The organism is Flavobacteriales bacterium (genome assembly GCA_016713875.1).
GTDB lineage: Bacteria > Bacteroidota > Bacteroidia > Flavobacteriales_F > PHOS-HE28 > PHOS-HE28.
In genome coordinates, this window is record JADJOI010000003.1 from 136,264 (window position 1) to 162,715 (window position 26,452).

The 26,452-nt window shown below is 67.3% G+C and carries 19 protein-coding genes; 9 read left to right on the forward strand and 10 right to left on the reverse strand.

The window, feature by feature from the left end; all coding sequences use genetic code 11:
* Nucleotides 1-14: 14 nt before the first annotated feature.
* Nucleotides 15-515 carry a hypothetical protein gene (locus IPJ87_02055; GenBank protein MBK7940656.1) on the reverse strand — a complete coding sequence of 167 codons (501 nt, stop codon included), beginning with the start codon at nt 513-515 and terminating at the stop codon, nt 15-17.
* A 158-nt stretch (nt 516-673) separates the two neighbouring features.
* Here IPJ87_02055 and IPJ87_02060 point away from each other — a divergent pair, with 158 nt between their 5' ends.
* Together IPJ87_02060 and IPJ87_02065 are read left to right on the forward strand one after the other, a co-directional pair.
* Nucleotides 674-2,149 carry an SAM-dependent DNA methyltransferase gene (locus tag IPJ87_02060; protein ID MBK7940657.1) on the forward strand — a complete coding sequence of 492 codons (1,476 nt, stop codon included), beginning with the start codon at nt 674-676 and terminating at the stop codon, nt 2,147-2,149.
* 669 nt (nt 2,150-2,818) lie between these two features.
* The gene (locus tag IPJ87_02065) at nt 2,819-3,772 is read left to right on the forward strand and encodes a hypothetical protein (protein MBK7940658.1); all 954 of its coding nucleotides are present in this window, start codon (nt 2,819-2,821) and stop codon (nt 3,770-3,772) included.
* A 69-nt stretch (nt 3,773-3,841) separates the two neighbouring features.
* Here IPJ87_02065 and IPJ87_02070 read toward each other — a convergent pair whose 3' ends face one another.
* The 5 genes from IPJ87_02070 to IPJ87_02090 form a co-directional block, all read right to left on the reverse strand.
* Complete coding sequence (locus IPJ87_02070; protein ID MBK7940659.1) at nt 3,842-6,238, reverse strand: exo-alpha-sialidase; 2,397 nt, start codon at nt 6,236-6,238, stop codon at nt 3,842-3,844.
* A 126-nt stretch (nt 6,239-6,364) separates the two neighbouring features.
* Nucleotides 6,365-7,186 (reverse strand): T9SS type A sorting domain-containing protein, encoded by an 822-nt coding sequence (locus IPJ87_02075; protein MBK7940660.1) that lies wholly within the window; start codon nt 7,184-7,186, stop codon nt 6,365-6,367.
* Between the two features lie 76 nt (nt 7,187-7,262).
* Nucleotides 7,263-9,272 carry a hypothetical protein gene (locus IPJ87_02080; GenBank protein MBK7940661.1) on the reverse strand — a complete coding sequence of 670 codons (2,010 nt, stop codon included), beginning with the start codon at nt 9,270-9,272 and terminating at the stop codon, nt 7,263-7,265.
* Between the two features lie 101 nt (nt 9,273-9,373).
* Nucleotides 9,374-9,559, reverse strand: a complete 186-nt coding sequence (locus tag IPJ87_02085) for a hypothetical protein (GenBank protein MBK7940662.1) — start codon at nt 9,557-9,559, stop codon at nt 9,374-9,376.
* Nucleotides 9,523-9,801, reverse strand: a complete 279-nt coding sequence (locus IPJ87_02090) for a hypothetical protein (protein MBK7940663.1) — start codon at nt 9,799-9,801, stop codon at nt 9,523-9,525. The genes IPJ87_02085 and IPJ87_02090 overlap by 37 nt, the downstream gene beginning before the upstream one ends.
* 195 nt (nt 9,802-9,996) lie before the next feature.
* Here IPJ87_02090 and IPJ87_02095 point away from each other — a divergent pair, with 195 nt between their 5' ends.
* Nucleotides 9,997-12,219 (forward strand): copper-translocating P-type ATPase, encoded by a 2,223-nt coding sequence (locus tag IPJ87_02095; protein ID MBK7940664.1) that lies wholly within the window; start codon nt 9,997-9,999, stop codon nt 12,217-12,219.
* 47 nt (nt 12,220-12,266) lie between these two features.
* Here the strand turns inward: IPJ87_02095 and IPJ87_02100 are convergent, their stop codons facing one another.
* From IPJ87_02100 to IPJ87_02110, 3 genes are all read right to left on the reverse strand, one after another.
* Nucleotides 12,267-12,953, reverse strand: a complete 687-nt coding sequence (locus tag IPJ87_02100) for an SDR family oxidoreductase (GenBank protein ID MBK7940665.1) — start codon at nt 12,951-12,953, stop codon at nt 12,267-12,269.
* A 39-nt stretch (nt 12,954-12,992) separates the two neighbouring features.
* Nucleotides 12,993-13,724, reverse strand: coding sequence for a response regulator transcription factor (locus IPJ87_02105; protein MBK7940666.1), 732 nt, complete (start codon nt 13,722-13,724; stop codon nt 12,993-12,995).
* Nucleotides 13,725-13,912: 188 nt separating this feature from the next.
* Entirely contained in the window at nt 13,913-14,983 is a 1,071-nt protein-coding gene (locus IPJ87_02110; GenBank protein ID MBK7940667.1) for a histidine kinase, read from the reverse strand.
* Between the two features lie 98 nt (nt 14,984-15,081).
* Here IPJ87_02110 and IPJ87_02115 point away from each other — a divergent pair, with 98 nt between their 5' ends.
* From IPJ87_02115 to IPJ87_02140, 6 genes are all read left to right on the forward strand, one after another.
* Complete coding sequence (locus IPJ87_02115; protein ID MBK7940668.1) at nt 15,082-15,657, forward strand: DUF479 domain-containing protein; 576 nt, start codon at nt 15,082-15,084, stop codon at nt 15,655-15,657.
* Nucleotides 15,654-17,036, forward strand: coding sequence for a transglycosylase SLT domain-containing protein (locus tag IPJ87_02120; protein ID MBK7940669.1), 1,383 nt, complete (start codon nt 15,654-15,656; stop codon nt 17,034-17,036). The genes IPJ87_02115 and IPJ87_02120 overlap by 4 nt, the downstream gene beginning before the upstream one ends.
* Before the next feature lie 28 nt (nt 17,037-17,064).
* On the forward strand, nt 17,065-19,362 hold the full coding sequence (locus tag IPJ87_02125; GenBank protein ID MBK7940670.1) for an agmatine deiminase family protein: 2,298 nt from the start codon (nt 17,065-17,067) through the stop codon (nt 19,360-19,362).
* Between the two features lie 25 nt (nt 19,363-19,387).
* Complete coding sequence (locus IPJ87_02130) at nt 19,388-21,514, forward strand: S8 family serine peptidase (GenBank protein ID MBK7940671.1); 2,127 nt, start codon at nt 19,388-19,390, stop codon at nt 21,512-21,514.
* 82 nt (nt 21,515-21,596) lie between these two features.
* Nucleotides 21,597-23,381, forward strand: coding sequence for an agmatine deiminase family protein (locus tag IPJ87_02135; GenBank protein MBK7940672.1), 1,785 nt, complete (start codon nt 21,597-21,599; stop codon nt 23,379-23,381).
* 43 nt (nt 23,382-23,424) lie between these two features.
* On the forward strand, nt 23,425-23,964 hold the full coding sequence (locus IPJ87_02140) for a DUF922 domain-containing protein (GenBank protein MBK7940673.1): 540 nt from the start codon (nt 23,425-23,427) through the stop codon (nt 23,962-23,964).
* On the opposite strand, the gene IPJ87_02145 is transcribed toward IPJ87_02140, so the two are convergent.
* Complete coding sequence (locus IPJ87_02145) at nt 23,965-26,412, reverse strand: T9SS type A sorting domain-containing protein (protein MBK7940674.1); 2,448 nt, start codon at nt 26,410-26,412, stop codon at nt 23,965-23,967. It lies immediately after the preceding gene.
* Between the last annotated feature and the right edge of the window lie 40 nt (nt 26,413-26,452).

Genomic DNA, 26,452 nt, shown 5'->3' on the forward strand with positions numbered 1-26,452 from the left:
GGCTGTTCCAGGCTTCAGGGGTCTTGCTCATCATCAAGTACAATTGTGAAGTCACCTATCCATTCGAGTTCGTCGGCCGTCCAGGTGAGCTCTCGTTCTGTCATCTTTTGCTTCATGGCCTCGGAGATGGCGATCATCTCTTCGGCCGCTGCTCTCAACTTCGGGTCATCCTGCCAGGCTCGTACGGTCTTCGGCCCACCGCCACCAAGCAGGAGGATCGTAGCGCCATATCGAATGCCGTATGCGCGGAGTTTATGATCCGGATCATCGGAAACGGCAACAACTAGATCGCCCGGCAGTCCTTCGTTCACCCGAAAGAGGTGCGCGTTCAAACCAGTCTGTTGTCCCATGGCCCGGAGCTTGGCCACTAGGTTCGCGGTCTCGTCTGGGTGGTGTGTGTTGCATTCCTTCAGAAAGGCATCGAACAAGGTCACATTCTCACCCTCTTTTACAAGGGTATAGATGGTAGCCCGGCGGCCAGAGAGTTGTACGTACTTGACGACCCGATAGTTCATCTAAAGCCGAAGTTGAACCTACCGTACGGATCGCCGAGCACCCAAAATTCACCCGGAGGTGTATTTTGACAGGGCAAAGATAGGGTATCCCGGTTCGTCGAGCTCCATCCCCTGATCGTCGATTTTCCAGTCAACCGCATAATGCCTAAGATAGCCGAATGACCAGTACAGCCATCGTCAACAAAGTCTGGAACTTCTGCCACACCCTGCGCGATGATGGCGTGGGCTACGGCGACTACCTGGAGCAGCTCACCTACCTGCTGTTCCTGAAGATGGCCGATGAGTACAGCAAGCCGCCCTACACCCGCGATACGCACATCCCCAAGGGCTTCGACTGGCAGAGCCTGCGCGGCAAGAGCGGCGCCGAGCTGGAGAGCCACTACGTGAAGCTGCTGGACAAGCTGGGCAAGGAACCCGGCATGCTCGGCGACATCTTCGTGAAGGCCCAGAACAAGATCAGCGACCCGGCCAAACTCCACAAGCTCATCAACCTGATCGACGGTGAGAGCTGGGTGCTGCTGGGCGCCGATGTGAAGGGCGACATCTACGAGGGTCTGCTGCAGAAGAACGCCGAGGACACCAAGAGCGGTGCCGGGCAGTACTTCACGCCGCGTCCACTGATCCAGGCCATGGTGGAGTGCGTGCGCCCCGAGCCCATGAAGACCATCGCCGACCCGGCCTGCGGTACCGGCGGTTTCTTCCTGGCGGCCTATGACTTCCTGACCACCGAGCACAAGCTGAACAAGGAGCAGCTGAAGTTCCTGAAGTACGAAACGTTCCAAGGCTGGGAGATCGTGGCCAGTACCGCACGCCTGGCGCTGATGAACCTCTTCCTCCACAACGTGGGGGACATGGACCACCAAAGCCCCATCACCCGCGACGACAGCTTGCGCGCCACGCCCGCCAAGAGCTTCGACTATGTGCTGACCAACCCGCCCTTCGGCAAGAAGAGCAGCACCACGGTGACCAACGACCAAGGCGAAGAGAAGCGCGAAGCCCTGAGCTACAACCGGCAGGACTTCTGGGCCACTACGAGCAACAAGCAGCTCAACTTCGTGCAGCACATCCGCAGCATGCTGAAGATCGGTGGCACGGCGGCCGTGGTATTGCCGGACAACGTCCTCTTCGAGGGTGGTGCGGGCGAAACTGTGCGGAAGGAGTTGCTGAAGACCACCGAACTGCACACCATCCTACGCTTGCCCACGGGCCTATTCTATGCGCAAGGCGTAAAGGCGAACGTGCTCTTCTTCGAGAACAAAGCTGCCAGCAAGAACCCCTGGTCCAACGAGGTGTGGATCTACGACTACCGCACCAACATCAAGCACACGCTGAAGACCGATCCGCTCCAGTACGAGGACCTGAAGGACTTCATTGCCTGCTACAACCCCGAGGACCGTCACAAGCGCAAGGCTACCTGGTCTGACAAGTCACCCGAAGGCCGTTGGCGCAAGTACAGCTACGGCGAGATCGTGGCCCGCGACAAGGCCAGCCTGGACATCTTCTGGCTGAAGGACGACAGCCTGGAGGACAGCGCCAACCTGCCCGAACCCGGCGTACTCGCCGCCGCGATCGTGGAGGACCTGGAGGCGGCGCTGGAACAGTTCAGGATGATCGCGGGGGATCTGACCAAGTGAGGGACATGGGCTTTGCCATCGCGATGTGACCCATGATCGGGCGAGTGGACAAAGAAGCGCAGGCGTTTGAGTGATCTGCCATACATGACCGACCGAGGAAGGACGGCGAGGGCGGCTGGTGGCCGGAAGCTGGAGGCCAAGAGCCAAGGACCAAGGAGCAAGAATGAAGAACCAAGACCGCCTGCGCCACTGAGGACCGAACGATGGAGGAGGGTGTGGGCGGCTGGTGGCCGGAAGCCGGAAGCTGGAGGCTGGAGGCTGGAGCCAAGGACCAAGAGCCCAGGTCCACAGCACCCACCAACCCGCCCACGGCCTCCGGCCGGCCGGCGGACCAGCTGACCTGAAGACCTGGAGCGCGGCCTGGGATGACGGTGGGGCGTTGATCGGTACATGCACCAAGCACTTCCATGCCGTCACTGCGAGGCGGCAGATGGCCGCCGCAGCAGTCTCCCCGGGGTGGACGGGATCATGCACGGCGAGGGGCCGCCTTCGCTGAAGCTGCGGCGAGCCGAAGAGATCGCTCCGCCGGCAGAGTCCGGTTCGCGATGACGGGTGAGGAGATGATCAGCACATGCACCAAACGCGACCGTACCGTTCCTGCGAGGCGGTAGGAGGTCGCCGATCCCCATCCCCCCGCTTCTCCCCATCTTCGTGGAACACCCCATTCCCATGCGCACGATCCTCATCCCCATCCTGCTGCTGGCCGGGGCGCTGCCCGCCCAACAGGTGACGCTGACGCAGACCGGTCCGTGGACGGCGCCGGCGGGGGTGGACACCATCACGGTGGAACTGATCGGTCCCGGCGGCAACGGCGGCACCAACGGCGGTGGTGGTGGCGGTGGGGGCGGATATGTGCGCCGCACGGTGGCGGTGCAGCCGGGCAGCGCGATCAGTTTCGTGGTGGGCACCGGCGGCAGCGGGCTGGGCACCATCGCAGGCGGCCTGGGCCTCATCGCGGAGGCGGGCGCCAACGGCACCACGGTGCCCAACCCCGGCATCGGGGGCGGTGGCGCGGGCGGTGCGGGCATCGGCGGCACGGTGAACCGCAGCGGCGGCCCGGGCGGCGGCGGCTACTGGACCTACTTCGGCGGTGGGGGCGGTGGCGCCGCGGGCGCACAGGGCAACGGTGGGCCGGGCGGCAACACCATTGCGTGGAACGGCAACTGCCTGACGCCGGGCGGCGCGGGCGGCAGCGGCGGCGGAGCGCCGGCCGGTGCGGGCGGCAAGGGTGCGGGCTTCACCGATGCCAACTGCACGGTGACCGATCCCGAGGGCCACGGCGGTGCATTCGGCGGCGGCGGCGGTGGCGGCAACGGCATCGGTTCGCCCGGTGGCACGGGCGGCGATGGCGTGGTGATCATCACGTGGAACACGTCCACCGCCTTGGTGGAGCGCGATGCCTGGGCCGGCCTGCGTGCGGTGGTGTCGGAGGGCCGCGTGGAGCTGCGCAATGCCCCGGCGGGCGCGTGGTGCACGCTGGTGGATGCGCGCGGCGCGGTGCGGTGCAGCGGATCGGCGGACGCCCTCGCCCGCTGCACGGACCTGCCCCCGGGCGTGTGGGCCGTGCACGTGCGCACCGGCACGCAGGAGCGGGTGCTGAAGGTGGTGGTGCCGGCGCTGTAGCGGTGCGCGGGCCCATCTGCGCGCCGACGACCTGCGTTCCGTTCCTTCAGTAGCGCGGACGCGACATGTTCACCGATCCGCCATCCGCACCAGTCGGATACACCGGAGCATGGTGCCTTCCGCGTTGCGCAGCACCAGCAGGAAGGTGCCCGAGGCAGGCAGTTCCGCGCCGCCCAGGCGGACCTGTCCGGCACTGGTGAGGGCACGCTGGTGGAGCCTGGCACCGGTCATCGAGTAAACCTCGAGGACTGCGGCTTGCAGGTCGGCCGGAAGGTCGATGATGCAGCTCTCAGAGAAGGGGTTCGGTGCCGCCCGCAGCCCGGAGATGGACCGGTCCGGCACGGCTGTGGGCTGGGCGGGGAGATCGGCCACCCAGGCGCCCCTGCCGAAGGTGAAGATGAAGAGCTTGCGATCCGCTCGTCGCAACCGCAGCGCGTGAACGGACACAGGTGGCAGGCCGGGTTCGCGCATCCACGAGGTGCCGCCGTCCTCGGTATGGAAGAGCCCGGCGTCGTGCCCGATGTACAGGTGATCAGGGTCGAGCGGATCGACGGCCATGCACTGGATGCCGGCACCGGCATTGAAGTTGGCGGAGAGCAGGGTGCTCACCAGTTGCGCACCGGCCGTCAGGCGGCACTGCCACAGCTGCGTGGAGCTTGCCACGAAGCAGGTGGAGTCCTGCACCGGGTGGGCCAGGATGAACCTGGCGCCCGGCACCGGCGATGGGAAGCGCAGTTCCTGGCCCGCTTGGGCCGTAAGCCCGTGGAGGTGCACCAGCACGCTGTCCCCCTCGGTCCACCATACCTGCGGGGAGGCCTGGTGCGAAGCAGAGATGGCCAGGGTGCTCACCGCGGTGTAGGGTTGGCTGATGGGGCTCCATGAATCGCCGCGGTCGATGCTTCGCCACAGCCGCTTCTTGGTGGGGAAGAAGAGCACATCGCTGTTCTGATCGAGCACCATGAACGGATGGATGAAGAGGGCGCCCTCATCGATGCTGTTGTTGTTGTCCGCGTCCAGTTCGTTCATGATGGACACGTACGAACTGGTGTACGGGACATGGATGTCGTTGTCGCGATGGATCCGCCCGCTCTGGTAGCTGGCGTAAGCCACGGTGGTGTCCTGCTTGTGGATGAAGCACCAGGCCCCGTCGTATCCCAGGACGGTGATGTGCGACGACGGGTCGAACTGGATGGCCGTACCGATGTCCTGCCTGCCGGCGATGATGGACGTGCCGGTGGGGAAATGGTCGCCCCAGTAGATCTGTTGGTTCACCAGCAGGCTGTCGCTCCTGAACTGGGCATCGAACGGGTAGGGAGCGAAGGGTACGGTATGGATCTCCCCGAACCCGCCGTCATATACGGCGAAGGCCTTGGTGGGATCGAAGCGGTCGAACGCGAACTGCCAATGATCCACGCCGAGCCCCTGCCAGTGGACGAAGCCGTAGCCCCCGTTGTGGCTGATGAACATCCCGGTCTGGCCGGCGATCAGCACATCGGGGTCGTCCGGCCGCACCGCCAGGGCTTTGCCGATGATGCTCTGCACCAAGGTGTCGGTGACGGTCCACGTGATGCCACCGTCATCGGAGCGGTGCACGGCCGACGGCGATGGGGCCGTGGACAGTGCGTACATGCGGTCGGGCACGGTGCGGCAGTGGGCCAATTGAAGGATCACGCCGGCGCCTTGGACCTTGCTGGCCAGAAAGGTCCCCGGATCGCCAGTGGTCGAGCGGAACACCGAGTCCGCACGCACCATGCGCACACTGCCGTCCTCCCGCACCAGCAGATCGCGCAGGTCGACCGTGGTGCGGTGGAAGACGCTTTGGAAAGTGAGGCCACCATCGTCCGACCGCCAAAGGTGCCTGTTCGCGCCGGGCCCGTTGGCCAGGGCATAGATGCGTCCGGGTGTGGAGGGATCGGTGGCGATGTCCTCCACGTATTCCAGGACATCGGCTCCTGTCTGTGGCAGGTAGTGGAAGGTGAGGCCATGGTCCGTGCTTCGCAGCAGATCGCTCCGTTGCACACCCAGGCTGTCGAAGATCGCCCGGTCGGTGCACATGTACAGGGTGTCGGGTCGGGAAGGGTCCTGGGCCAGGGCCGTCACGTTCATGGGGTGGAACCGGTCCTGCACCGGGCTCCAGGTGAGACCTCGGTCCGCGCTGGTCCACAGGCCGCCGGTGGAGCTGCCCACCCAGAGGCGATCTGGATCGCTCACATCCTGCATCACGGCGACGTTCCGTCCGGCACCGTTGAAGAACCCGACGCACTGAAGTCCAACGAGGCTCTTGGCATTTCCATGCGCACCATGGTCCCGCAGGGACAAGGCCTCCTCCCTGGTCCCTTTTCCCTCCTCGGCCCCGGTCTCCAGCGCCGGGTACATGGCGCGCTGGTCCTCGGTCCGTCCGCCCACCTGGCAGGCGGCCAAGGCGAACACCGGAACAGCAAGGAGAAGGGGTTTGGCGTACCGCATGGTCATTGGCAGACGTGGAGGGATCCGCTGCGTTGCCTGGCGGAGCTTGAGCGCTCACTGCGCAGACCCTCCTGAATGCGTTCGCAGCGGCGCACGAGGGATGGCCCAAGCGGGCGCCGTCCGACCCTATTCCAGCACCACCCGCACCGCCGTCGGACCCATGCCGTGCAGCAGGTAGGCGCCGGGCGGCAGCGCACCCAGGTCGAGGCGCGCGGGCGAGGCGATGGGTGTGAAGCGCAGGAGCGTGCGGCCCGTGAGGTCGCAGAGGGACAGGGGGCCGGGCGTGCCCGGCGTGTCCACCACGAGCAAGCCCGAGGTGGGGTTGGGATGCACGCTGGGCGCAGGCGCAGCGATCGGACCGTTCACGGCGGTGGGCACGACCACGTCGAAGCCGATGTCCTGCCAGGTGGTGACCACGCTCTGGCCCGTGGGCGAACTGAGGTCGTTCCAGTAGAGCTTGCGGCCGGCCTGGTTGGTGGCGAGCGTGCCGAAGTTGGTGGTGGCGCTGCCCGTGAAGCTCAGGTCCACGACCAGGGTGCGCGTGGGGTCGTAGGTGAAGGTGCTGTCCAGCTCGATCGCGAACCAATCGCCGGTGGTGCCCGGGGCGATGCTGTAGCTGGCGCGCGCGAGCGCGGTGTCCAGCCCGGTGAAGAAGGTGTCGCCGCCGGCGAAGGCCGTGGCCGTGGTCTGCGTCAGGCGCACCATGAAGTCCGTGAGCGCGTTGCCGCTGGCCTGGCCGGTGCTGCCGTAGCGGTAGTACAGGCGGGTGATCTCGCCGGCCACCGCGCCCGTGAGGTCGCCGGGCAGGTAGAGGCATTGGCTGTGGTTCGCTGTGGTGAGGTTGCCCAGCAGGAAGGTGCTGTTGCTGGACCCGCAGCATTTCTGAACGTCCTGGGCCTTCAACAGAGGGCCGAACAACGGAAGCAGGAGGAGGAGCGAGGTGCGCATGGGCCTGGCTTGGTCGGTCCAAAGTAGGCCACGGCCGCGGTCGAGAACGGACCGCGGTGACGACGCGTGATGCGTCCTACTGCAGCACCACCCTCAACGCCTGGTCCGCCGCGCCGTGCAGCAGGTAGGTGCCGGGGGCGAGCCCTGCGGTGGGCAGCACGACGCGATCACCGGTGGTGCTGAAGGGTGTGCTGGTGAGGCGGCCCTCCACGGTGGTGAGGCGCAGCAGGCGGCCGGCCGTCACCCCGGTGAGGACGAGCTCCTGGCCGGCAAGGGCGGGCACGGGGCCCAGGCGAACGGCCGAGGCATGCGCATCCGCGAGGCCGGTGCAGATCTCGATGGTGATCGTGGTGCTGTCCGAGACCGCGCAGGTGCCCTGCGTGGCCGTGACGCTGAAGGTGGTGGTCTGCGTGATGCTGATGGGCAGGGTGGGGGTGCTGGCGTTGCCGGGCTGCCACACGTAGGTGCAGCCGGGGCAGGGGCCGGGATCGAGGATGGTGGTGAGGCTGTCGCACACGGTCTCGCTGGGCGGCAGGTCGGCGGTGGCACTGCCGGCCGTGAGCGGAAGGGTGACGGGAGCACTGCTGCCGCAGGCATTGGTGGCGGCCACGCCGATGGTGCTGGGCCCGGCGTCGACGGCCAGTAGTTGCACGGTGCCGGTGCCCTGGCCGGCGGCGATGTTCCAGGTGCCAGGGTCCCACGTGTAGGTGGAAGCGTCCCCGAAGGCGTCGACGGCCAGGGACACGGTGTCACCCACGCACCAACTGCTGGTGAGCACGTCGATGCCGAACGGATCGTAGGGGGCGCCGCCGCACCAGCCGTAGAGCGCCACCACGCCATCGTCGTTGCCGGAGGGCAGGCTCAGCACGCCGGGGCCGGGGTCGAAGTCGACGGCGTAGTTCTGGTTCAACGAGCCTACGGCGAAGGTGCCGCCGCGCAGGTCGAAGCCCTTGGCGATGGGGTAGGTGCAGTCCGTACCGCTGTAGAGTTGGAGGCTGAAGTCCACCAGGCCGCTCACGTTCATCTTGAAGAAGCGGTAATAGCTGGCCGTGCAGTTGTTGCTGTAGCTGCCGATGGCGCCGCCCTGCTCATCGGCCACATAGTCGCCCAGTCGCAGGTTGCCCGTGCTGATCAGCGCGGTCTGGTAGATCTGGTTCAAGGTCTGCCCGCTGCGGTCGAACTTCAAGGCCCAGAAGCCGGCTCCGGCGCTGGCGCGCGCCATCAGGTAGGCGTTGTCGGCCTCGTCCACCGCCAGGCGTTGGTCGCCGTAGCCGATGTAGGCATGGGCGATGAAGGCGAAGCTGCTGTCGTAGCGCAGCAGGTGCTGCGAGTCGTTGTACACGTTGAAGATGCCGGGGCCCGGGTCCACGTCGATCTGGCCGCTCAGTGGTCCGCCGTTGTCCAGCGACCGGGTGAAGTAGAAGCCGGAACCGTCGCGCAGCGCCGCGATGTCGCGGCTGCTGCTGAAGCTGCTGGGCCAGGCGCTCACCTCGGCCCAGTGCAGGCTGCCATCGGCGCGGTAGCGGGCCACGAAGGTGCCGATGCAGGAAGAGGGCACCACCAGGTCGAACACACCGGGGCCGGGGTCCATGTCGTAGGTGCCCTGGCCCAGGTCGCCCGCGATGAAGAGGTTGCCGGCATCGTCGCAGCTGATGCCACCATAGTCCTCGCTGAGGTCGGTGGTGTTCTCCACGCTGAAGCCCCAGAGGAACTGGCCGCTGCTGGTGTACTTGGCGTACACCTTGCCGGGGTCCACCAGCGTGGTGAAGGGGCCGGGGTCCAGGTCGAGCTGCCCGGTGCTGAGGCCCACATAAATGAACACGTTGTCGCTGGCGTCCACGTCCATGTCGATCGCGTAAAGCGATGGCGCGCTGAAGGTCTTGGTCCAAAGGACGTTGCCGGTGGTGCTATAGCGCTGCAGCACCACGTTGTTACCGCCGGTGCCCAGGGCGAAGACCTCGCCGTTGGCGGCGAACTTCACGCGCACGATGCCCTGCGGGGCGGGTGTGGCCCAGTTCAGGTCGAACTGTTGGGCGTGGGTGTTCAGGAAGGTGACGAGGACGACGAGGAGGAACGGTGCACGCATGCGGATCGGGATGTGGGGGTGAAGGTAGAGGGCGGTCAAGCATGGCGGTGCCGATCGGCACCGTGGCGGGTGCCGGAGCCCATGACCCGGAGCGGCCGGGCCTAGTCCGCCTTGGCCGCGCCCCGACCGAGCATGAAGCCGACGGCCCCGCCCACACCGGCGGTCCACACCGTGTTGGCGGCCACGTCCACCACCACGGCCATGGGCCCGTCGAACAGGTTCATCATGGCCATGAAGGAGAGGTCGACGCTCAGGTAGAACAGGAAGCCGACGACGGCACCGGCCACCAGCCTTCGGTGAGGCTGTTGACGCCCATGCGCCCGAAGGACCAGGCCAGCAGCAGCGCCAGGCACAGGTTGCTCAGGAACATGAGCGCCAGGTTCATTTCCTCCTCGGTCTTCATCAGCCCGGGGTAGCTCAGCATGTGGGCCTCCATCCAGCCCATCAGCAGCATGCCGAAGATCAGCCAGCCCAGCAGGAAGGCGACGACACCGCCCACCAGGGCGGCCAGCAACGTACGCGTGTCCATGGTCATCGGGTGTTGGTGTACATCGAAAGTACCCATCCCGGCCGGATCGATCAGGCATGGTCTTCCTTCCTCCGTTCGGCTTCCAGCTTCCGGCCTCCAGCCTCCAGCCGCAGGCTTTCAGCTTTGATCATTCATCTTTCATTTTTCACCTTTCAGCGTACTGCTTTCCCCTTTCCTGTCCTCCACCTTTGTCACATGGAACGCACCCTGCGCACCTATCCGGTGACGGGCATGACCTGTGCGAGCTGCGTGTTGAGCGTGGAGAAGGCGCTACGGGCCGAAGCGGGCGTCACTGACGTGAACGTGAACCTGGCGACGCACACCGCGCAGGTGGCTTGGCAGGGCGATGTGGTGAATGCCCAGGGATTACGTGCAGCCGTGCAGCGTGCCGGCTACGACCTTTTAGTGACGGACGAGAGCGAGGCGCTGGAGGCGGCCGAACGCATGCAGCAGCGCGAGCACGACGCGTTGCGACGGCGTTTAAGGGCGGCCCTGGGGTTCACCGCGCCGCTCGTGGTGGTGGGCATGGCCTTCATGCACGCTCCGTGGAGCCCGTGGGTGCAGTGGGCCCTGGCCACGCCGGTGGTGCTCGTGTTCGGGCGCTCGTTCTTCACCAACGCCTGGAGGCAGGCGAAGCACCGCAGCGCCAACATGGACACCCTGGTGGCCCTCAGCACCGGTGTGTCGTACGGGTTCAGCGTGTTCGCCACCCTCGTTCCGGCGTTCTGGACCGCTCGGGGACTGACGCCCCATGTGTACTTCGAGGCTGCCGCGGTGGTCATCACCTTCATCCTGCTGGGCAGGTTCCTGGAGGAGCGCGCCAAGGCCGGCACCGGTCGCGCGATCAAGAAGCTCATGGGCCTTCGTCCGAACATCGTGCTGCGCGAAGCGGCCGACGGTTCCACCCGCGAGGTGCCCATCGCCGAGGTGAACGTGGACGACATCCTGGTGCTGCGGCCGGGCGAGCGCATCGGCGTGGACGGCGAGGTGCTGAGCGGCGAGAGCCATGTGGACGAGAGCATGCTGAGCGGCGAGCCCGTGCCCGTGGCGAAGACGCCCGGCGCGAAGCTGCTGGCCGGCACCATCAACCAGAAGGGGAGCCTGCGCATGCGGGCCGAGAAGGTCGGCACGGCCACGCTGCTGGCGAACATCGTGCGGGCCGTGCAGCAGGCCCAGGGCAGCAAGGCGCCCGTGCAGCAGCTGGTGGACAAGGTGGCGGCGGTGTTCGTGCCCATCGTGATCGGCATCGCGATCCTCAGCGCCGTGCTGTGGTGGGTGTTCGGCGGCGAGCACGCGTTCACCCAAGGGCTGCTGGCGCTCGTCACCGTGCTGGTGATCGCCTGCCCCTGTGCGCTGGGCCTCGCCACGCCCACGGCCATCATGGCCGGCATGGGCAAGGGTGCCGAGAACGGCATCCTCATCAAGGACGCCGAAAGCCTCGAGCGTGCGCGCGCCATCACCGCGATGGTGCTGGACAAGACCGGCACCATCACCGAAGGCAGGCCGGAGGTGGTGGAGGCCGTGGGCCTGGAGGATGCCGAGGCCATGACGGCCCTGTTCGCGATCGAGACACGCTCCACGCATCCGCTTGCGGAAGCGGTCGTGCGGCACCTCCACCCACTGCACACCTCGCTGTCCACACCCCGCGTCTCGAGCGTCGAGGACCTCGCTGGCAAAGGCGTGAAAGCCACCGTGGCAGGCGCCACCTGGCTGGTGGGCAACCGCCGCCTGCTGGAGGAGCACGGCATCGCCATCACCGGCGAATGGCGTGAGCAGGAGAAGCGCTGGCAGGATTCGGCATACACCCTGGTGTGGCTGGCCGACGGCACGCAAGTGCGTGCGGCCCTCGCCATCACCGACCGGATCAAGCCTTCGGCGGCGGAGGCCATCGCCCGGCTGCAGAAGGCCGGCATCAAGGTGTACATGCAGACCGGCGATGCGCGACGCACCGCGCAGGCTGTAGCGAAGGCGGTGGGCATCGCCGACTTCCGCAGCGAGGTGCTGCCCAGGGACAAGGGCGCCTTCGTGGCCGGCTTGCAGCAGCAGGGCCACGTGGTGGCCATGGTGGGCGACGGCATCAACGACAGCGAGGCGCTCGCCAAGGCCGATGTGAGCATCGCCATGGGCAGGGGCAGCGACATCGCCATGGACGTGGCGCGCATGACCCTTATCAGCACCGACCTGCTCGCCATCCCGCGCGCCATCCAGCTCTCACGCCGTACCGTGTCGCTCATCCGCCAGAACCTCTTCTGGGCCTTCATCTACAACCTCATCGGCATCCCGATCGCGGCGGGCGTGCTCATCCCGGTCAACGGGTTCCACCTGGACCCGATGATCGCCGGGGCCGCGATGGCGCTCAGCAGTGTGAGCGTGGTGGCGAACAGCCTGCGCCTTCGGGCGGTGCGGCTGGATGGTTGAGCCATCGCCCTGCCGATGTGCGGCGGGGCGTCCTCGTTCCGCATGCGTCAGATGGCACTGAGCCCGCCATCCACGCCGATCACCTGCCCGGTGATCCAACGGGCGTCGTGGCCCAGCAGGAAGACGGCCATCGCCGCGAGCTCGTCGGCCTCGCCCACGCGCTTGAGCGGATGGCGGTCCGCACTGGCGGCCTCGCGCTCGGGGGAGCTCAGCAACTTCTCGGCGAGGGGAGTGCGTGTGAGGCTCGGTGCGATGCAGTTGACGCGCACGTGCGGCGCGAGCTCGGCGGCGAGCGACTTGGCCAGGCCTTCCACGGCGCCCTTGGCCGCTGCCACACCCGCATGGAAGGCCATTCCTCGCTTCACGGCCACGGTGCTGAAGAGCACGATGCCGCTGCCCGGGGCCTTTTTCAGCCGGTCGGCACAGGCCTGGATGGTCGTGAACGCGCCCACGACATTGAGCTCAAAGGCGCTGCGGAGGTCTTCGGCCTTGGTGGAGCGCAGCGGCTTGAGGTCGATGCTGCCGGGGGCATACACCAGGCCGGAGAGCTCGGTGGGCGGACGGTCGGTAGGGAAGGGCCCGGAGGTGACGTCGTGCGGGATGTGCGGTGCGTCGAGGCCGGTGCCGCGCCGGCCGCAGGTGATCACGGGGTGGCCCTGGGCGAGCAGGCGCCGTGCGGTGGCCTGGCCGATGCCGCTCGATGCGCCGACCACAAGGAGGGGAGCGGGGGACATGTGCCCCAGGAACAGCGGCGGCGCCCGCCTTGTTCGCGATCAGAGGCTCAGCAGTTCCTTGAAGCGCGTGGCCTGCCGGCGGCTCACCTCGACGCTCTCACCGGCCGTGCCGCTCTTGTCCGCGGGCTTCAGCTTCACCATCAGCCCGCCGTTGAACCATGGTTCGATCTTGTCGACCCACCGCAGGTTGATGATGTGCTTGCGGCTGGCGCGGAAGAAGGTGATCGGGTCGAGCTTCTCCTCCAGCTTGTTGAGGCTGCGCAGCACCAGCGGCTTCTGGTCGGCGAAGCGCACCCGCACGTAGTTGCCCTCGCTCTCGAAGACGCGTACGTCCTTCAGCGTCACGAACCAGCACTTCTCCCCGTCCTTCAGGAAGATCTGGTCGTTCTCGCGCAGGATGTCGCGCTGCGGCACGTCCTCGCCCGTGGGCTGGGGCACCTTGGCCAGCGCGGCGTCCAGGCGTTCGGGATCGATGGGCTTCAGCACGTAGTCCAGCGCGTTCACCTGGAAGGCGCGGATGGCGTGCTCGTCGTAGGCCGTGACGAAGATCACGTGCGGCGGCCGGTCCAGCGCGCTCAGCAGCTCGAAGCCGTCGCGCCCCGGCATGTTGATGTCCAGGAAGATGAGGTCGGGGTGCTTCTCGGCGATCAGGGCCTCGGCCTCGTCGGCGTTGGCCGCCTCGCCCACGACCTCCACGTCCTCGTGCTTCTCCAGCAGCGAGATCAGCTCCTTGCGGGCCAGGCGTTCGTCATCGATGATCAGCGTCTTCATGGTCGTTGGGTGTTCGTCCTCGGGACGTTCGAGCGGGGTCGGGATCCAGGCCGCGGGCTTCCAGCTTTCAGCCGCAGGCCAACAGCTTCCAGCCTCTGGCTTCCGGCCTCTTGCTTCCGGCTTCCAGCCTGCGGCCCGATCGCATGGGTGAGTTCCATTTTCCTCTTTCCTCTTTCAGCTTTCCACGTTCAGCTCTCCTCCTCCGCCACCTTGGCCTCCACACGGGGGATCAGCACATCGGTGACCACCATGCCGTCGGCGTTGCTGATGTGCAGGTTGGCCTTTCGGCCGTAGATGAGATCGAGGCGGCGCTGGGTGTTGCGCAGGCCGATGCCGCTGCCGTTGATGCGGCCGGGTTCATAGTGGCCGGTGTTGCGCACGGTGAGGTGAAGGCCGTCTTCCGCATGGCGCGCCGCGATGTGGATGTCGCCGCCCTGGGTCAGCTTGGCGACGCCATGGCGCACGGCGTTCTCCACCAGGGTCTGCAGCAGCATGGGCGGCACGGGTTCGCGTTCCAGCCCCTGGGGTACGTCGATCTGAACACGGAGGCGCTCCTCGAAGCGCATGGCCTCCAGCGCGAGGTAGGCCTTCACGATGTCCACCTCCTCACCAAGAGGGACGGTGGTGCGCTTCACGGTGTTCATCGCGTTGCGCAGGATGGCGCTCAGCTGGGTGATGGCCCGCTTGGCCTGCGCGGGGTCCTCGTCGATCAGCGCGCGGATGCCGTTCAGGGCGTTGAACATGAAGTGCGGGTTCAGCTGGCTCCGCAGGTTGTTCAGTTGATTCTCGCGGTCGGCCGTCTGCAGGCGCAGGTTGCGGATCTCCTCCAGGCGGTTGCGCGCGAAATAGTGGTAGGCGAGGTAGGCCAGGGACCACACCACCAGCAGCACCACCCAGTTGATGAGCTGTTCGAAGAAGCGGGCGGCATCGCTGCTGAAGAGCGAGTCATACTGCGGCAACAGCAGCTCCACCAGGACGCCCTCCATCACCGTGGCGGTGAGGCCCAGCAGCAAGCCGGTGAGGGCCAGCCGCGGGATCAGGAGGCCCAGGGGGCGTTCCAGCCAGTGGTTGCGGACCATCACCTCGCGCAGGGCGTGGCTGGTGGCGATCCCCAGGGCGAACACCAGCACCAGGATCAGGTTGAGCTCCGGATCGAACGTTCCGCCCACGTACGTCCACAGCGCGTACAGCCCCACATAGCCGCCCCACGCCCCAAGCTGGGTGGCCCAATAGAGCAGATAGCGCCGTTGAGGTGACATGGATGGACCACGAAGGTACCGGGAGGCTTCGCGATGGACGGGAGCATTCCATGAGCGGCGGACGGTCGGGTTGGAAGGGCGGTACCTTCGGGCCCCTCATGAACTTCCTGGGCCACCTGTACCTGAGCGGGAACGATCCGCTGGTGATCACGGGCAACTTCATGGCCGACGCCATCAAGGGCGGCGACCTCAGCCGCTTCCCCGCCGACCTGCAACGCGGCATCCGGCTGCACCGCGCCATCGACCACTACACCGACCAGCACCCGCTGGCCCGTGCGGGCCGTGAACGGGCCCGGGCCCACGCCGGCCGCTACGCCCCGGTGGTGATGGACCTGTTCTACGACCATCTGCTCGCGGCCCACTGGAACACCCTGCACCCCGAACCGCTGGATCAGTTCACCGCCCGCATGTACACCGTGCTGAAGGCCCACGCCACCTGGATGGAGGGTCGGCCGGCGCGCATGCTGCCCCACCTGATGGCCGAGGACTGGCTGGGGGCCTATGCGCACCGCGAGGGCTTGGCCGGCGCCTTGCGCGGCATGGCGCGCAGGGCGCCCGAGGGCCACGCCATGGTGGGCGCCGAGGAGGTGCTCTGGCAGCACTACGACGCCTATCGCGCGGAGTTCATCGGCTTCCTCACGGACATCGAACGCGACACACGCTCCCTGCGATGACCCGCGCACAACGGATCGCCCTCGTCGGCCTGCTCGTGATCGGTCTCATCGGCCTGGTGCTCTGGTTCCGCACGGAGGTCGTCGTTCCGCGCAGCGTCCAACACCCCTGGTCCGAACCGGTGGTGGACCGCGACCTGGCGATGATCGCAGCGGATACCCTGCGTGTGCTGGTGGTGGAACATCCGCTAACATACGAACGCTTCCCCGGAGGTGAACGTGGGGCGGAGCTCGAACTGCTGGAACGGTTCGCCCGCCAGCGGAAGCTCCCGCTGAAGGTCCTGGCCGTGGCGCCCGACAGCCTGCTGCCCCTGCTGCAGCGTGGGGCCGGTGATGTGGTGGCCGCACTGGTCCATCGCGGACGATTCGGTGATGCGGTGTCCTCCACGATGCCGTGGTGGCATGCCGCGCCGGTGCGTGTGCAGCTGCGCCCCGACCGGGCTGCGGAGGTGGGGCCCGGCGATGCGGACACGGTGCACGTGAACGCCTTCGGAGCATGGGCGACGGACAGTGCGGCGTCCCCACTGCGGCGGGCCGATGTGCGCACAGGCACCGCCTTGATCGAGGCGGTGGCGGTGGGGGAGCTGGCCGCCGCGCTGGTGAGCGACCTGGAGGCACGCCATCACGCCGAGGACCTGCCGCAGCTGGCCTTCGAGCCGGTGGACGACCCACCGGTGGACCTGGTGTTCGCGGTGCGACGCAACGCGGTGCGGCTGCGCGACGCACTGGACGGCTGGCTGTCGATGCCCGCCGAGCAGGAGGCGCGCGCCCTCATCATCGCGGCCTACGGCGACCGGTTGCCAAGGCGTGGTCCCTTGGGCGCCACGCGCGGTAGGCCACTGACCGGTGACTCCTTGTCGCCGTTCGATGCGCTTTTCCAGGAGAAGGCGGACCTGATGCACTGGGACTGGGAACTGCTCGCCGCCATCGCGTTCAAGGAATCGCGCTTCGACACGGCCGCGCTCAGTGTGAAAGGTGCGCAGGGCCTCATGCAGATGATGCCCGCCACGGCCGAACGCCTGGGCGTGGACAGCATGCAGTTGGTGGAAGGGCAGGTGCACGCTGCGGCCATCTACCTGGCCATGCTGGACAGCCTGTGGCGGCGCTCCATCCCGGAGGCGGACGAACGCCTGCACTTCGTACTGGCCGCCTACAACGCCGGTCCGGGCCATGTGCGCGACGCGCAACGCCTCGCTCAGGAGCTGGGCCTGGACAGCCGTCGGTGGACCGGTCACGTGGAACGCGCCATCACGCTGCTGGCCTTTCCGGCCTATTACCAGCGTCCGGGCATCACGGCAGGGCGCTGCAAGGGTTCGCAGACCTTCCGGTACGTCCGCGAGGTGCTCGGTCTGCACCGCAGGTTCAGGGCGGCCGGGCGTTGAGAGGTCCGTCCCTGTACCTTGCGGGGCCATGTCACGTCGCGTTCCCTCATCCGTCCCGGCACGCCTGCTCACGGGCCTCGCCGGTGCTTTCGCCCTTCTGATGCCCCTGGCCACGTTCGCGCAACAGGGGCTGCCGCACGCGCTCGATCCTTCGGAGGTGCCGCTGATCCGTGCTTACCGCGACAGCCGCGCCCAGGATGCGCGAGGCACCGCCACACCGCCCCCCTTCGCGCCCCGCACCATGGCCGAATGGGAGGAGGTGCAGACGCTCTGCGTGGCCTGGGTGTCCTTTCCCAGCATCCTCAAGCAGATCGTGCGGCACGCCAAGGCCGAGTGCCAGGTGCTCATCCTCTGCGGCAACCCCGGGACCACCAACTCGCAGACCAACATCACCACCTACCTGCTGGCGAACAACGCGGGCGGGGCTCCGCTGCCGGACCTCACCAACATCAGTTTCCTGAACACGCCCTACAACAGCATCTGGATGCGCGACTACGGTCCGGAGTGCATCTATCAGAACGAGGTGGACTCGCTGTTCCTGCTGGACTGGATCTACAACCGGCCTCGGCCGGCGGACGATGCCACCCCCGACGCCATCGGCGCCTTCAAGAACATCGCCGTGTACAGCACCACCACCGCGCCGAACGACCTGGTGCACACCGGGGGCAACTTCATGAGCGACGGCTTCGGCACGGGCTTCAGCAGCGACCTGGTGATCGAGGAGAACGGCCCTTCCGGGGCGTACAACCAGACGGACAAGACCCCCGCGCAGGTGGACGCGCTGATGACCACCTGGATGGGCATCCAGCCGGGGCGCTACGTGCGGATGACGCAGCTGCCCTTCGACGGCATCAACCACATCGACATGCACATGAAGCTGCTCGACGAGCGGACGCTGTTGATCGGGCAGTTCCCGAACGGGGTCAGCGACGGGCCGCAGATCGAGGCCAACATCCAGGCCATCCAGCAGAACGTCACCAGCGTGTTCGGCACGCCGTACCGCATCATCCGGGTGCCCATGCCACCGAGCACCGGCGGCGCCTACCCGCCGAGCAGCAGCTACCGCACCTACACCAACAGCATCTTCATCAACCGCACCATCCTGGTGCCCACCTACCGAGAGCAGTACGACACCACCGCGCTGCGCATCTATCGCGAAGCGCTGCCGGGATACAAGGTCGTTCCGATCGACTGTGACGATGCGAGCGGCAACATCATCGCCCAGAGCGGGGCGCTGCACTGCATCACGAAGGCGATCGGGGTGTCCAAGCCGCTGTTGATCCGCCACGAGCCGCTCGCCGACCGGACGAACGCGGGCGTCGGCTATCCGGTGGAGGCCTACATCCGGCACCAGAGCGGCATCGCCTCGGCACAGGTGTATTGGACCACGGACACCACCCAAGGGTACACGGCATTGGCCATGGCGCCCATCGGCGGAAATGAATGGGCAGCGACGATCCCCGAACAGCCCGGTGGCGGCACGGTGTACTACCACCTCCGGGCGGTGGCCCAGAGCGGCAAGGTGCAGGTGAGGCCCATCACGGCCCCGCAGGGGGGGTGGCGCTTCACCATCACCCCGGCGCCGGGCCTCGCCCTGGCGGTGCGCGCCTACCTGGAAGGGGCCTTCGATGCCAACGCGGGCCAGATGCGCGACGACCTGCGCACGCAAGGCCTGCTCCCTCTCGCCGAGCCCTACACGGCCGCGGGCATCCCCCTGGTCGGCAACACCACGGGCACCACCACCGCACCTGTGCTCGCCGTCACCGGGGCGAACGCCATCGTGGACTGGGTGCTGTTGGAGCTGCGCGATGCCGCGGTGCCGACCACGGTGCTGCGGAGCCGCACGGCGCTGGTGCAACGCGATGGCGACATCGTGGCGGTGGACGGCACCTCGCCCGTGTCCTTCGACCTGCCACCAGGCACCTACCATGTCGCGGCGCGCCACCGGAACCACTTGGGCGTGATGACGGCCACGGCCCTGACGCTGGGGGGCGGCACCACAGCGCTCGACCTCACCGCGGCGGCCACGCCCACCTGGGGCACGGACGCGCGGAAGACCGTTGGGAACGTGCGAGCGCTGTGGGCGGGCAACGTCCTGCGCGATGACCGGTTGAAGTACGCCGGTTCCGCCAACGACCGGGACCCGGTGCTGACCGCGATCGGCGGCACGGTGCCCACGACCACGCTGAGCGGGCAGTACAGGCCGGAAGATGTGAACCTGGACGGGGTGGTGAAGTACGCCGGCGGTGCCAATGACCGCGACCCCATCCTGGTGAACATCGGCGGCACGGTGCCCACGGCCACGCGGCTGGAGCAACTTCCTTGAATCAACAACGACCAACACGTTCAACATGAGAATTTGGATCGGAGCCGGCCTGATGGCCATGACCGCGAGCGCCTTCGCGCAAAGGCCTGTCCGCATCGGCGATGAGACCGAACACGTTCCCGGCCATGTGCTTGTGCGTCTGGCCCCGGAAGCCGATCCGCGCGACCTTGAGCGCGACCTGGCCTTCATCGATGGACGGCCCACAGCGCTCAGCGTATCGTGGGAGGTGAGCCCCCCGGCGCGGATCTGGCTGCTGCAGCACGATCCCGCCGTGAACGGCGCCGTCGTCCTTGAACGCATCCGGCGGCATGCCGCCGTGGAAGTGGCCCAGTTCGATCACGTGGTCCACGAACGCATCACGCCGAACGACACCCAGTTCGGCCAGCAGTGGCATCATGTGGATCCGCAGGACAACGACATCGACACCGACCTGGCCTGGAACACCACCACCGGCGGCAACACGGCCTTGGGCGACACCATCGTGGTCTGCGTGGTGGAGGGCTTCGACCGGTCGCACAGCGATCTGAACGCCAATGCCTGGGTGAACCGGGCGGAGATCGATGGCAACGGCGCGGACGATGATGCGAACGGCTACATCGACGATGTGTTCGGATGGAACCCTTCCGCGGGCAATGACAACACGCTCTTCAGTGGCAGCCACGGCACCAGCTGCGCGGGCATGGTGGGGGCGCGGGGCAACAACGCCAACGGCGTGGTGGGCGCCAACTGGGCGGTGAAGATGATCCCGGTGCGCATCGGCAGCCTCACGGAGGCCAACGTCATCGCCAGTTACACCTATCCGCTGGTGTTGCGCCAGCGCTGGAACCAGACGAACGGCGCGGAGGGGGCCTTCGTGGTGGCCACCAGCAGCAGCTGGGGCATCGACAACGCGGACCCGGACAACTATCCGCTCTGGTGCGGCTTCTACGACACGATGGGCCAGGCGGGGATCCTGAACTGCGGCGCCACGGCCAACAACAACGTGAACGTGGACGTGGTGGGTGACATGCCCACGGCGTGCAGCAGCCCGTACATGATCAGCGTCACGGCCACGGATGCCAACGACCAGCGCACCTTCAGCGGCTATGGCCTCACCACCATCGACGTGGGCGCCCCCGGCTCCAGCGTCCGCACCACCTCGTCCAGCAACGGATACACCACCACCAGCGGTACGAGCTTCGCCACACCGCTCACAGCCGGCGTCATCGCGCTGATGTACAGCGCACCGTGCAACGGGATCGCGCAGCTTGCGCGCACCGATCCGCAGGATGCCGCCGATGCGATCCGCACCGCCCTCTTCGCGGGGGTGGAGCAGGTGGGCAACCTGCCGGGCCAGACGGTCACCGGAGGGCGGATCAATGCGAACAACAGCGTGCAGCACGTCATGACCAACTGCGCCTCCTACAGCCCATCGATCGTCCTGGACGCGAAGGTCCTGCTCGAAGGCGCCTATGTGGAAGCCTCCGGCCAGATGCGCGACGACCTGCGTACGCAAGGCCTGCTCCCTCTCGCCGAGCCGTACACGGCCGCAGGCATCCCCCTGGTCGGCAACACCACGGCCACGACCACCGCACCTGTGCTCGCCGTCACCGGGGCGAACGCCATCGTGGACTGGGTGCTGCTGGAGCTGCGCGACGCCACAATGCCTTCCACGGTGCTCCGGAGCCGAACGGCCCTGGTGCAGCGCGATGGCGACATCGTGGGCGTCGACGGGTCGTCCCCAGTGACCTTCGACCTCTCACCAGGCACGTACCATATCGCAGTGCGCCACCGGAATCACTTGGGCGTGATGACGGCCACGGCCCTGACACTGGGTGCAGCCGTCACCGTGCTCGACCTCACTGCGGCGGCCACGCCCACCTGGGGCACCGACGCTCGGAAGTCGCTGGGCACCGTCCAGTTGTTGTGGGCCGGCAATGCCTTGCGCGACGAACGGCTGAAGTATCCAGGCTCCACCAACGACCGGGACCCGGTGCTGACGGCGATCGGCGGCACGGTGCCCACGGCCACACTGAACGGAGAGTACCGGTCGGAAGATGTGAACATGAACGGGGTGGTGAAGTACGCCGGCGGCGTCAACGACCGCGACCCCATCCTGGTGAACATCGGCGGCACGGTGCCCACGGCCACGCGGCAGGAGCAACTGCCCTGAGGGGTCTGCTTTCCAAGTCCCGTTCCCGCCCGGGTTGATGCCTGCGGGGAAGCAGCGCTACCTTGGCGCGGAACGAACGCCCATGTTGCGCCGCATTCCCTTCCTCGCCCTCTTCCTCGCCCCCTCCTTCGGCCTGCACGCCCAGGAGCGCGCCCCGCTGCCCCATGTGCTGGCTCCGCATGAGCACGCCCTGATCCGCGACTACCGCGACAGCCGCGCGAACGCCGGAAGGGGCATCACCACACCGCCGCCGGGGCCGGTGCGCACCATGGCCGAGTGGGAGGAGATCCAGAGCCTGGTGATCTGCTGGGCGCAGTACGAGGGCATCCTGAAGCAGATCGTCCGCCATGCCAAGGAGGAGTGCGAGGTGATCATCGTGTGCGACAACGCCGCCGATGTCACCAGCTACCTGAACAACGCGCAGTACGGCGGTCCATTGAACAACCTCAACAACGTGACCCTGCTGGAGAGCGGCTTCAACAGCGTATGGGCCCGCGACTACTTCGCCGAGAGCATCTTCATCAACGAGGTGGACTCGCTGCTGCTGCTGGACTGGATCTACAATCGCCCACGTCCACTGGACGACGTCATGCCCGACGCGGTGGGCGCGTTCAAGAACATCCCGGTGTACAGCACGAGCCAGGCCCCGAACGACCTCGTGCACACCGGCGGCAACTTCATGAGCGACGGCTTCGGCACGGCCTTCAGCAGCGAGCTCGTGCTGGAGGAGAACGGCCCCAACGGGCAGTTCAACCAGACGGTGAAGAGCGAGGCCCAGGTGGACGCCATCATGACCACATGGATGGGCATCCAACCCGGGCGCTACATCAAGATGGCGGCGCTGCCCTACGACAACATCAACCACATCGACATGCACATGAAGCTGCTCGATGAGGAGCACCTGCTGGTGGGTGAGTTCCCGTTGGGGCTCAGCGATGGACCGCAGATCGAGACCAACCTGGACGACGTGACCAGCACGTTCAACAGTGTGTTCGGCACCCCGTACGAGACCATCCGGGTGCCCATGCCCCCCAGCACCGGTGGCAACTTCGCGCCCAACGCCAGCTACCGCACCTACGCGAACAACGTGTTCGTGAACGGCACCGTGCTGGTGCCCACCTACCGGGCGGAGTATGACACGGTGGGCCTGCGGATCCTGCGCGAGAGCCTGCCCGGTTACAACGTGGTGGGGATCGACTGCGATGACCAGGGCATGAACATCATCGGCGCGAGCGGCGCCATCCACTGCATCACCAAGGGCATCGGCGTCAGCGATCCGTTGCTGATCCGGCACCAGCGGCTGGACGACACGTACGAGACGGTGAACCCCTACCCGGTGGAGGCCTACATCCGCCATCGCACGGGGATCTCCGGCGCGCAGCTGTACTGGACCACGGACACCGCCTCCGGCTTCGCTGCACTGCCGATGACCGATCAAGGCGGCAACGTGTGGGCCGGGGCCATCCCCGCGCAGCCCGTGGGCACCCGCATCTTCTATTTCATCGAGGCCACGGCCAACAGCGGCAAGGTGCAGGTGCGTCCCCTGGTGGCGCCCGACGGTTGGTGGGACTTCCGCGTGCTCGATGCCAACACGGCGGTGACGCCCGTGGACGCTCCGGCGTTCGCATCGCTCTATCCCAACCCCGCCACCTCCATCGTGGTGGTGGGGGTTGAGCCGGGCCGCACGGACCGCCTGGAGCTCCGCCTGCTGGACGCCACCGGTCGTGTGGTGCACAGCGTCTTCCGCGGGATCCCACCGGCCGATGGCCGCGTGTTCGTGGATATCGCCACGCTCCCCGTGGGCGTGTACCAGCTGGAGCTGCGCAGCGCATCGGGCCGCAGCACCCGCACGCTCCTCAAGCAGTGAGGTGCACGGATCGGCACGCCCTTCGCGTTCACCGGTCGTGAACATGTCCTTGCCCTCCCGCGCGTGGCCTTCGGCCTTGTTCCTGGCCGCCTCTCTGCTCATCGCGCCATTGCATGCGCAGACCAATATCCCCTGGAGCGCGCAACGGCCGCTCACCTGGGCTGATTTCCTCGGCACGCCGCCGCGGGGCGTCGACCGTGACGCCTACACCTACTACGGCATCTCGGCGAGCTTCGAGCGCGACGGGGAGGGCCGCATCACCGCCGAGGTGAGCTGCGTCTTCATGCCGGCGGAGAGCTGGGTGCGGGCGCCCGCCAAGGCCAGCGCCCGGTTGCTGGCGCACGAGCAGCTCCACTTCGACCTGGCCGAGCTGCACGCGCGGCGCTTCGCCCACGAGCTTCCGGCCCAACTCGGGGGTGCGGGCCCCGAGGCCGCCTTCCAGCGCGCGCACGACCGCATGATGGCACGCCTGCGGGAGGAACAGGAGCGTTACGACCGCGACACGGATCACGGTCGGGATGCGGCCGCACAGGCCCGTTGGGCCGCGGACGTTCGTCGTCGCCTCGCCGAGGACGAACGGTGATCAGCGCGCCACCACGAAGCGCACCGATCCGTTCACGCCGCCATCGAGCCGCAGCAGGTAGGTCCCGTTGGCCAGGTCGCCCACGGCAAGCTCAGCCCTTCCGCCGGCGGCGCGCAGCGCGACGGACCGCACCACGCGCCCTTGCAGGTCGAGCACCTCGGCCGCTCGCGCCCAGGCGGGCACGCCGGTCACCTGCAGCACATCGTTCACCGGAACGGGGAAGGCGCCTAGCGCGGGCCGGTCCCGTTCGGCCACGGCGGTGGGCAGGGCGGCCTGATCGCAGAGGGTGAAGGTGCCCGCGTCGGCGCCGCCGCCGTTCCACACGCGCACAAGCAGGTCGGTGTTCAGGGGCAGGCCATTCATCGTCACGGGCGCCACCACCTCGGTGAAGCAGTCGATGTAGGTGGGCGTCGCACAATCGGTGTACACGGCCATGTTGAGCGCGGCGGCGCTCTGCTCCTCCAAGGTCAGCACATGCGTGCCGGTGTCGCCGGTATTGAACGTGTACCACACGTCGATGATGTTGGCCCACGGGTCGCACGGTGGGTTGGGCAGCGGCGAACCATAGGCGCACACGTTGGTGCCGGCGGTGGGTGTGGCGCAGATGCCCAGCGGAAGCGTGGGCACGGGCGTGGCCCCCGCACAGGCGTCGTTGGATGGGATGTTCGCGCACGGCGGGGCGCAGGACAGCGTGAGCAGGAAGGTGCCCGTGGCACCGTCATACCCGTGCACCAGCACCAAGTACTCCACACCGTTCTGGGCGAAGAAGGTGACGCTGCTCGTGTTTCCGGGGCAGTCCACCGCGTCGTCGTTGCCGGCCACGCACACCGGGCTGCTGCAGCTGCCCTCGAACACGCTGATCCGCGTGTCGAACGAGGCCTGGTCGCAGGTGAACACCGTGGCGTCCTCGCCGGTGCCGATGAAGATGTACCAGAGCCCCGGTGCGCTCACCGCCGCACTGGCGCAGGTGGGGGCCGGTGCGAAGAGGCCCTCGTTCGTGTCGCCCAGCAGCGTGTCGCCGCAGTTGATCGCGGCGGCCTGGTTGCAGAACGCGTTCGTCGCCACCGGGTCCAGCAGGGTGGTGAAGGCGAGGGGCCCTGCCACCGGGCTCAACTCGCCGCCGCCGCAGTCCTCCTGCACGTACAGCTCCAGGTCGGTGCCGGGCGTCAGCCCGTTCAGCGTCACCGGCGGACCATTGATGCCGATGGTGCCGCTCACCACCGTGCCGGTGCCGGGGGTGAAGCCCCCGGGCCCGAACTCCACGCTGAAGGTGCCGCTGGCGTTGGCGCTGGTCCAGTACACGTTGGCCTGGGTGTCGCTGGGGCTCACCACCACGTTCTGCGGGGGCGCGCAGCTGTTGCAGCTCAACGCCAGGGTGAAGTCGCCCATCTGTCCATCGTAGCCCTGCACCAGCACGAAGTAGGTGACGCCCGCATCCGTCAGCACCGTCACTTCCGAGGTGAAGTCGGCGCACAATGGGCTGTCGTCGTTGCCGCCCACGCACACCAGGTTGCCGCAGGTGCCGGTGTACACGTTGATGCGCGTGTCGTAGGTGGCCGAGTTGCAGGTGCTGAGCGTGGCGCTGCCCTGCACACCGGTGAAGCTGTACCAGATGCCGGGCGCTTCGATGCCCGTGCCGCAACCCGCCACCGCATCGGCGAAGGCGTCGGTGGTGGAGCCCTGAACGGTGTCGCCGCAGACCAGCGGCAGCGCGTCGATGCAGTCGTCGTTCGGCACCAGCGGATTGCCCGCCGTGGTCACCGGCCACGGTCCGATGCTCATGCCCTGGCCGCAGTTCACGTCCAGGTACACCGCGTACGCTGTTCCTTCGGAAAGCCCGGTAAAGGTCACCGGAGGCCCGTCCACGCCCACCGTTCCGGTGATCAGCGTGCCGGTACCGGGGGTGAAGCCGGCGGGGCCCAATTCCGCACTGAACAGCGTGCCGGGCGGCTGTGCGGGCCAGTTCACGGTGATGCTGCTGTCCGTGCTGGAAACGATGGGCGGGTAGGGACCGGGGCAATCGTGCAGCATCAGGTCCCAGGTGAAGCCGTCGGTGCTCCAGCGGTCGTCCCATTCGATGTAGTAGGTGACGCCGGGCACCACGGCCAGGCCCGCCACCAGCGAGTTGCAGGGCGGGTAGCCGCCGGGGCAGCCGTCGTCGTCGATGGCCAGCTGCGTCAGGTTGGTGCAGGTGCCCGTGTGGATGATCACCCGCGTATCGGTGGCGCCGTCCACGCAGCTGTTCACCGTCATGTAGCCGGGTTGGTTGGTCTCGAAGGCATACCAGTCGGCGTTCGTGGCGTTGCCCTGTGTGGCGCCCCCACCACTGGATGGACCATCGGCGGTGTACCCGCCGGGACCGATCAGGACGGCGCTCGTGCATAGGTCGCCTTGGGCGTGCACAAGTGAGGTGGCGAGCAGCAGGGCGGGGGTGAAGCTGTGGCGCATGCGACGAGGGCTGGGTGGGAAAGATATCCGGTAGGGGGGA

Coding starts and splice junctions, on each gene's coding strand:
- IPJ87_02055 (MBK7940656.1), bottom strand. CDS start 515: ATGAACTATCGGGTCGTCAAGTACGTACAACTCTCTGGCCGCCGGGCT.
- IPJ87_02060 (MBK7940657.1), top strand. CDS start 674: ATGACCAGTACAGCCATCGTCAACAAAGTCTGGAACTTCTGCCACACC.
- IPJ87_02065 (MBK7940658.1), top strand. CDS start 2,819: ATGCGCACGATCCTCATCCCCATCCTGCTGCTGGCCGGGGCGCTGCCC.
- IPJ87_02070 (MBK7940659.1), bottom strand. CDS start 6,238: ATGCGGTACGCCAAACCCCTTCTCCTTGCTGTTCCGGTGTTCGCCTTG.
- IPJ87_02075 (MBK7940660.1), bottom strand. CDS start 7,186: ATGCGCACCTCGCTCCTCCTCCTGCTTCCGTTGTTCGGCCCTCTGTTG.
- IPJ87_02080 (MBK7940661.1), bottom strand. CDS start 9,272: ATGCGTGCACCGTTCCTCCTCGTCGTCCTCGTCACCTTCCTGAACACC.
- IPJ87_02090 (MBK7940663.1), bottom strand. CDS start 9,801: ATGGACACGCGTACGTTGCTGGCCGCCCTGGTGGGCGGTGTCGTCGCC.
- IPJ87_02095 (MBK7940664.1), top strand. CDS start 9,997: ATGGAACGCACCCTGCGCACCTATCCGGTGACGGGCATGACCTGTGCG.
- IPJ87_02100 (MBK7940665.1), bottom strand. CDS start 12,953: ATGTCCCCCGCTCCCCTCCTTGTGGTCGGCGCATCGAGCGGCATCGGC.
- IPJ87_02105 (MBK7940666.1), bottom strand. CDS start 13,724: ATGAAGACGCTGATCATCGATGACGAACGCCTGGCCCGCAAGGAGCTG.
- IPJ87_02110 (MBK7940667.1), bottom strand. CDS start 14,983: ATGTCACCTCAACGGCGCTATCTGCTCTATTGGGCCACCCAGCTTGGG.
- IPJ87_02115 (MBK7940668.1), top strand. CDS start 15,082: ATGAACTTCCTGGGCCACCTGTACCTGAGCGGGAACGATCCGCTGGTG.
- IPJ87_02120 (MBK7940669.1), top strand. CDS start 15,654: ATGACCCGCGCACAACGGATCGCCCTCGTCGGCCTGCTCGTGATCGGT.
- IPJ87_02125 (MBK7940670.1), top strand. CDS start 17,065: ATGTCACGTCGCGTTCCCTCATCCGTCCCGGCACGCCTGCTCACGGGC.
- IPJ87_02130 (MBK7940671.1), top strand. CDS start 19,388: ATGAGAATTTGGATCGGAGCCGGCCTGATGGCCATGACCGCGAGCGCC.
- IPJ87_02135 (MBK7940672.1), top strand. CDS start 21,597: ATGTTGCGCCGCATTCCCTTCCTCGCCCTCTTCCTCGCCCCCTCCTTC.
- IPJ87_02140 (MBK7940673.1), top strand. CDS start 23,425: ATGTCCTTGCCCTCCCGCGCGTGGCCTTCGGCCTTGTTCCTGGCCGCC.
- IPJ87_02145 (MBK7940674.1), bottom strand. CDS start 26,412: ATGCGCCACAGCTTCACCCCCGCCCTGCTGCTCGCCACCTCACTTGTG.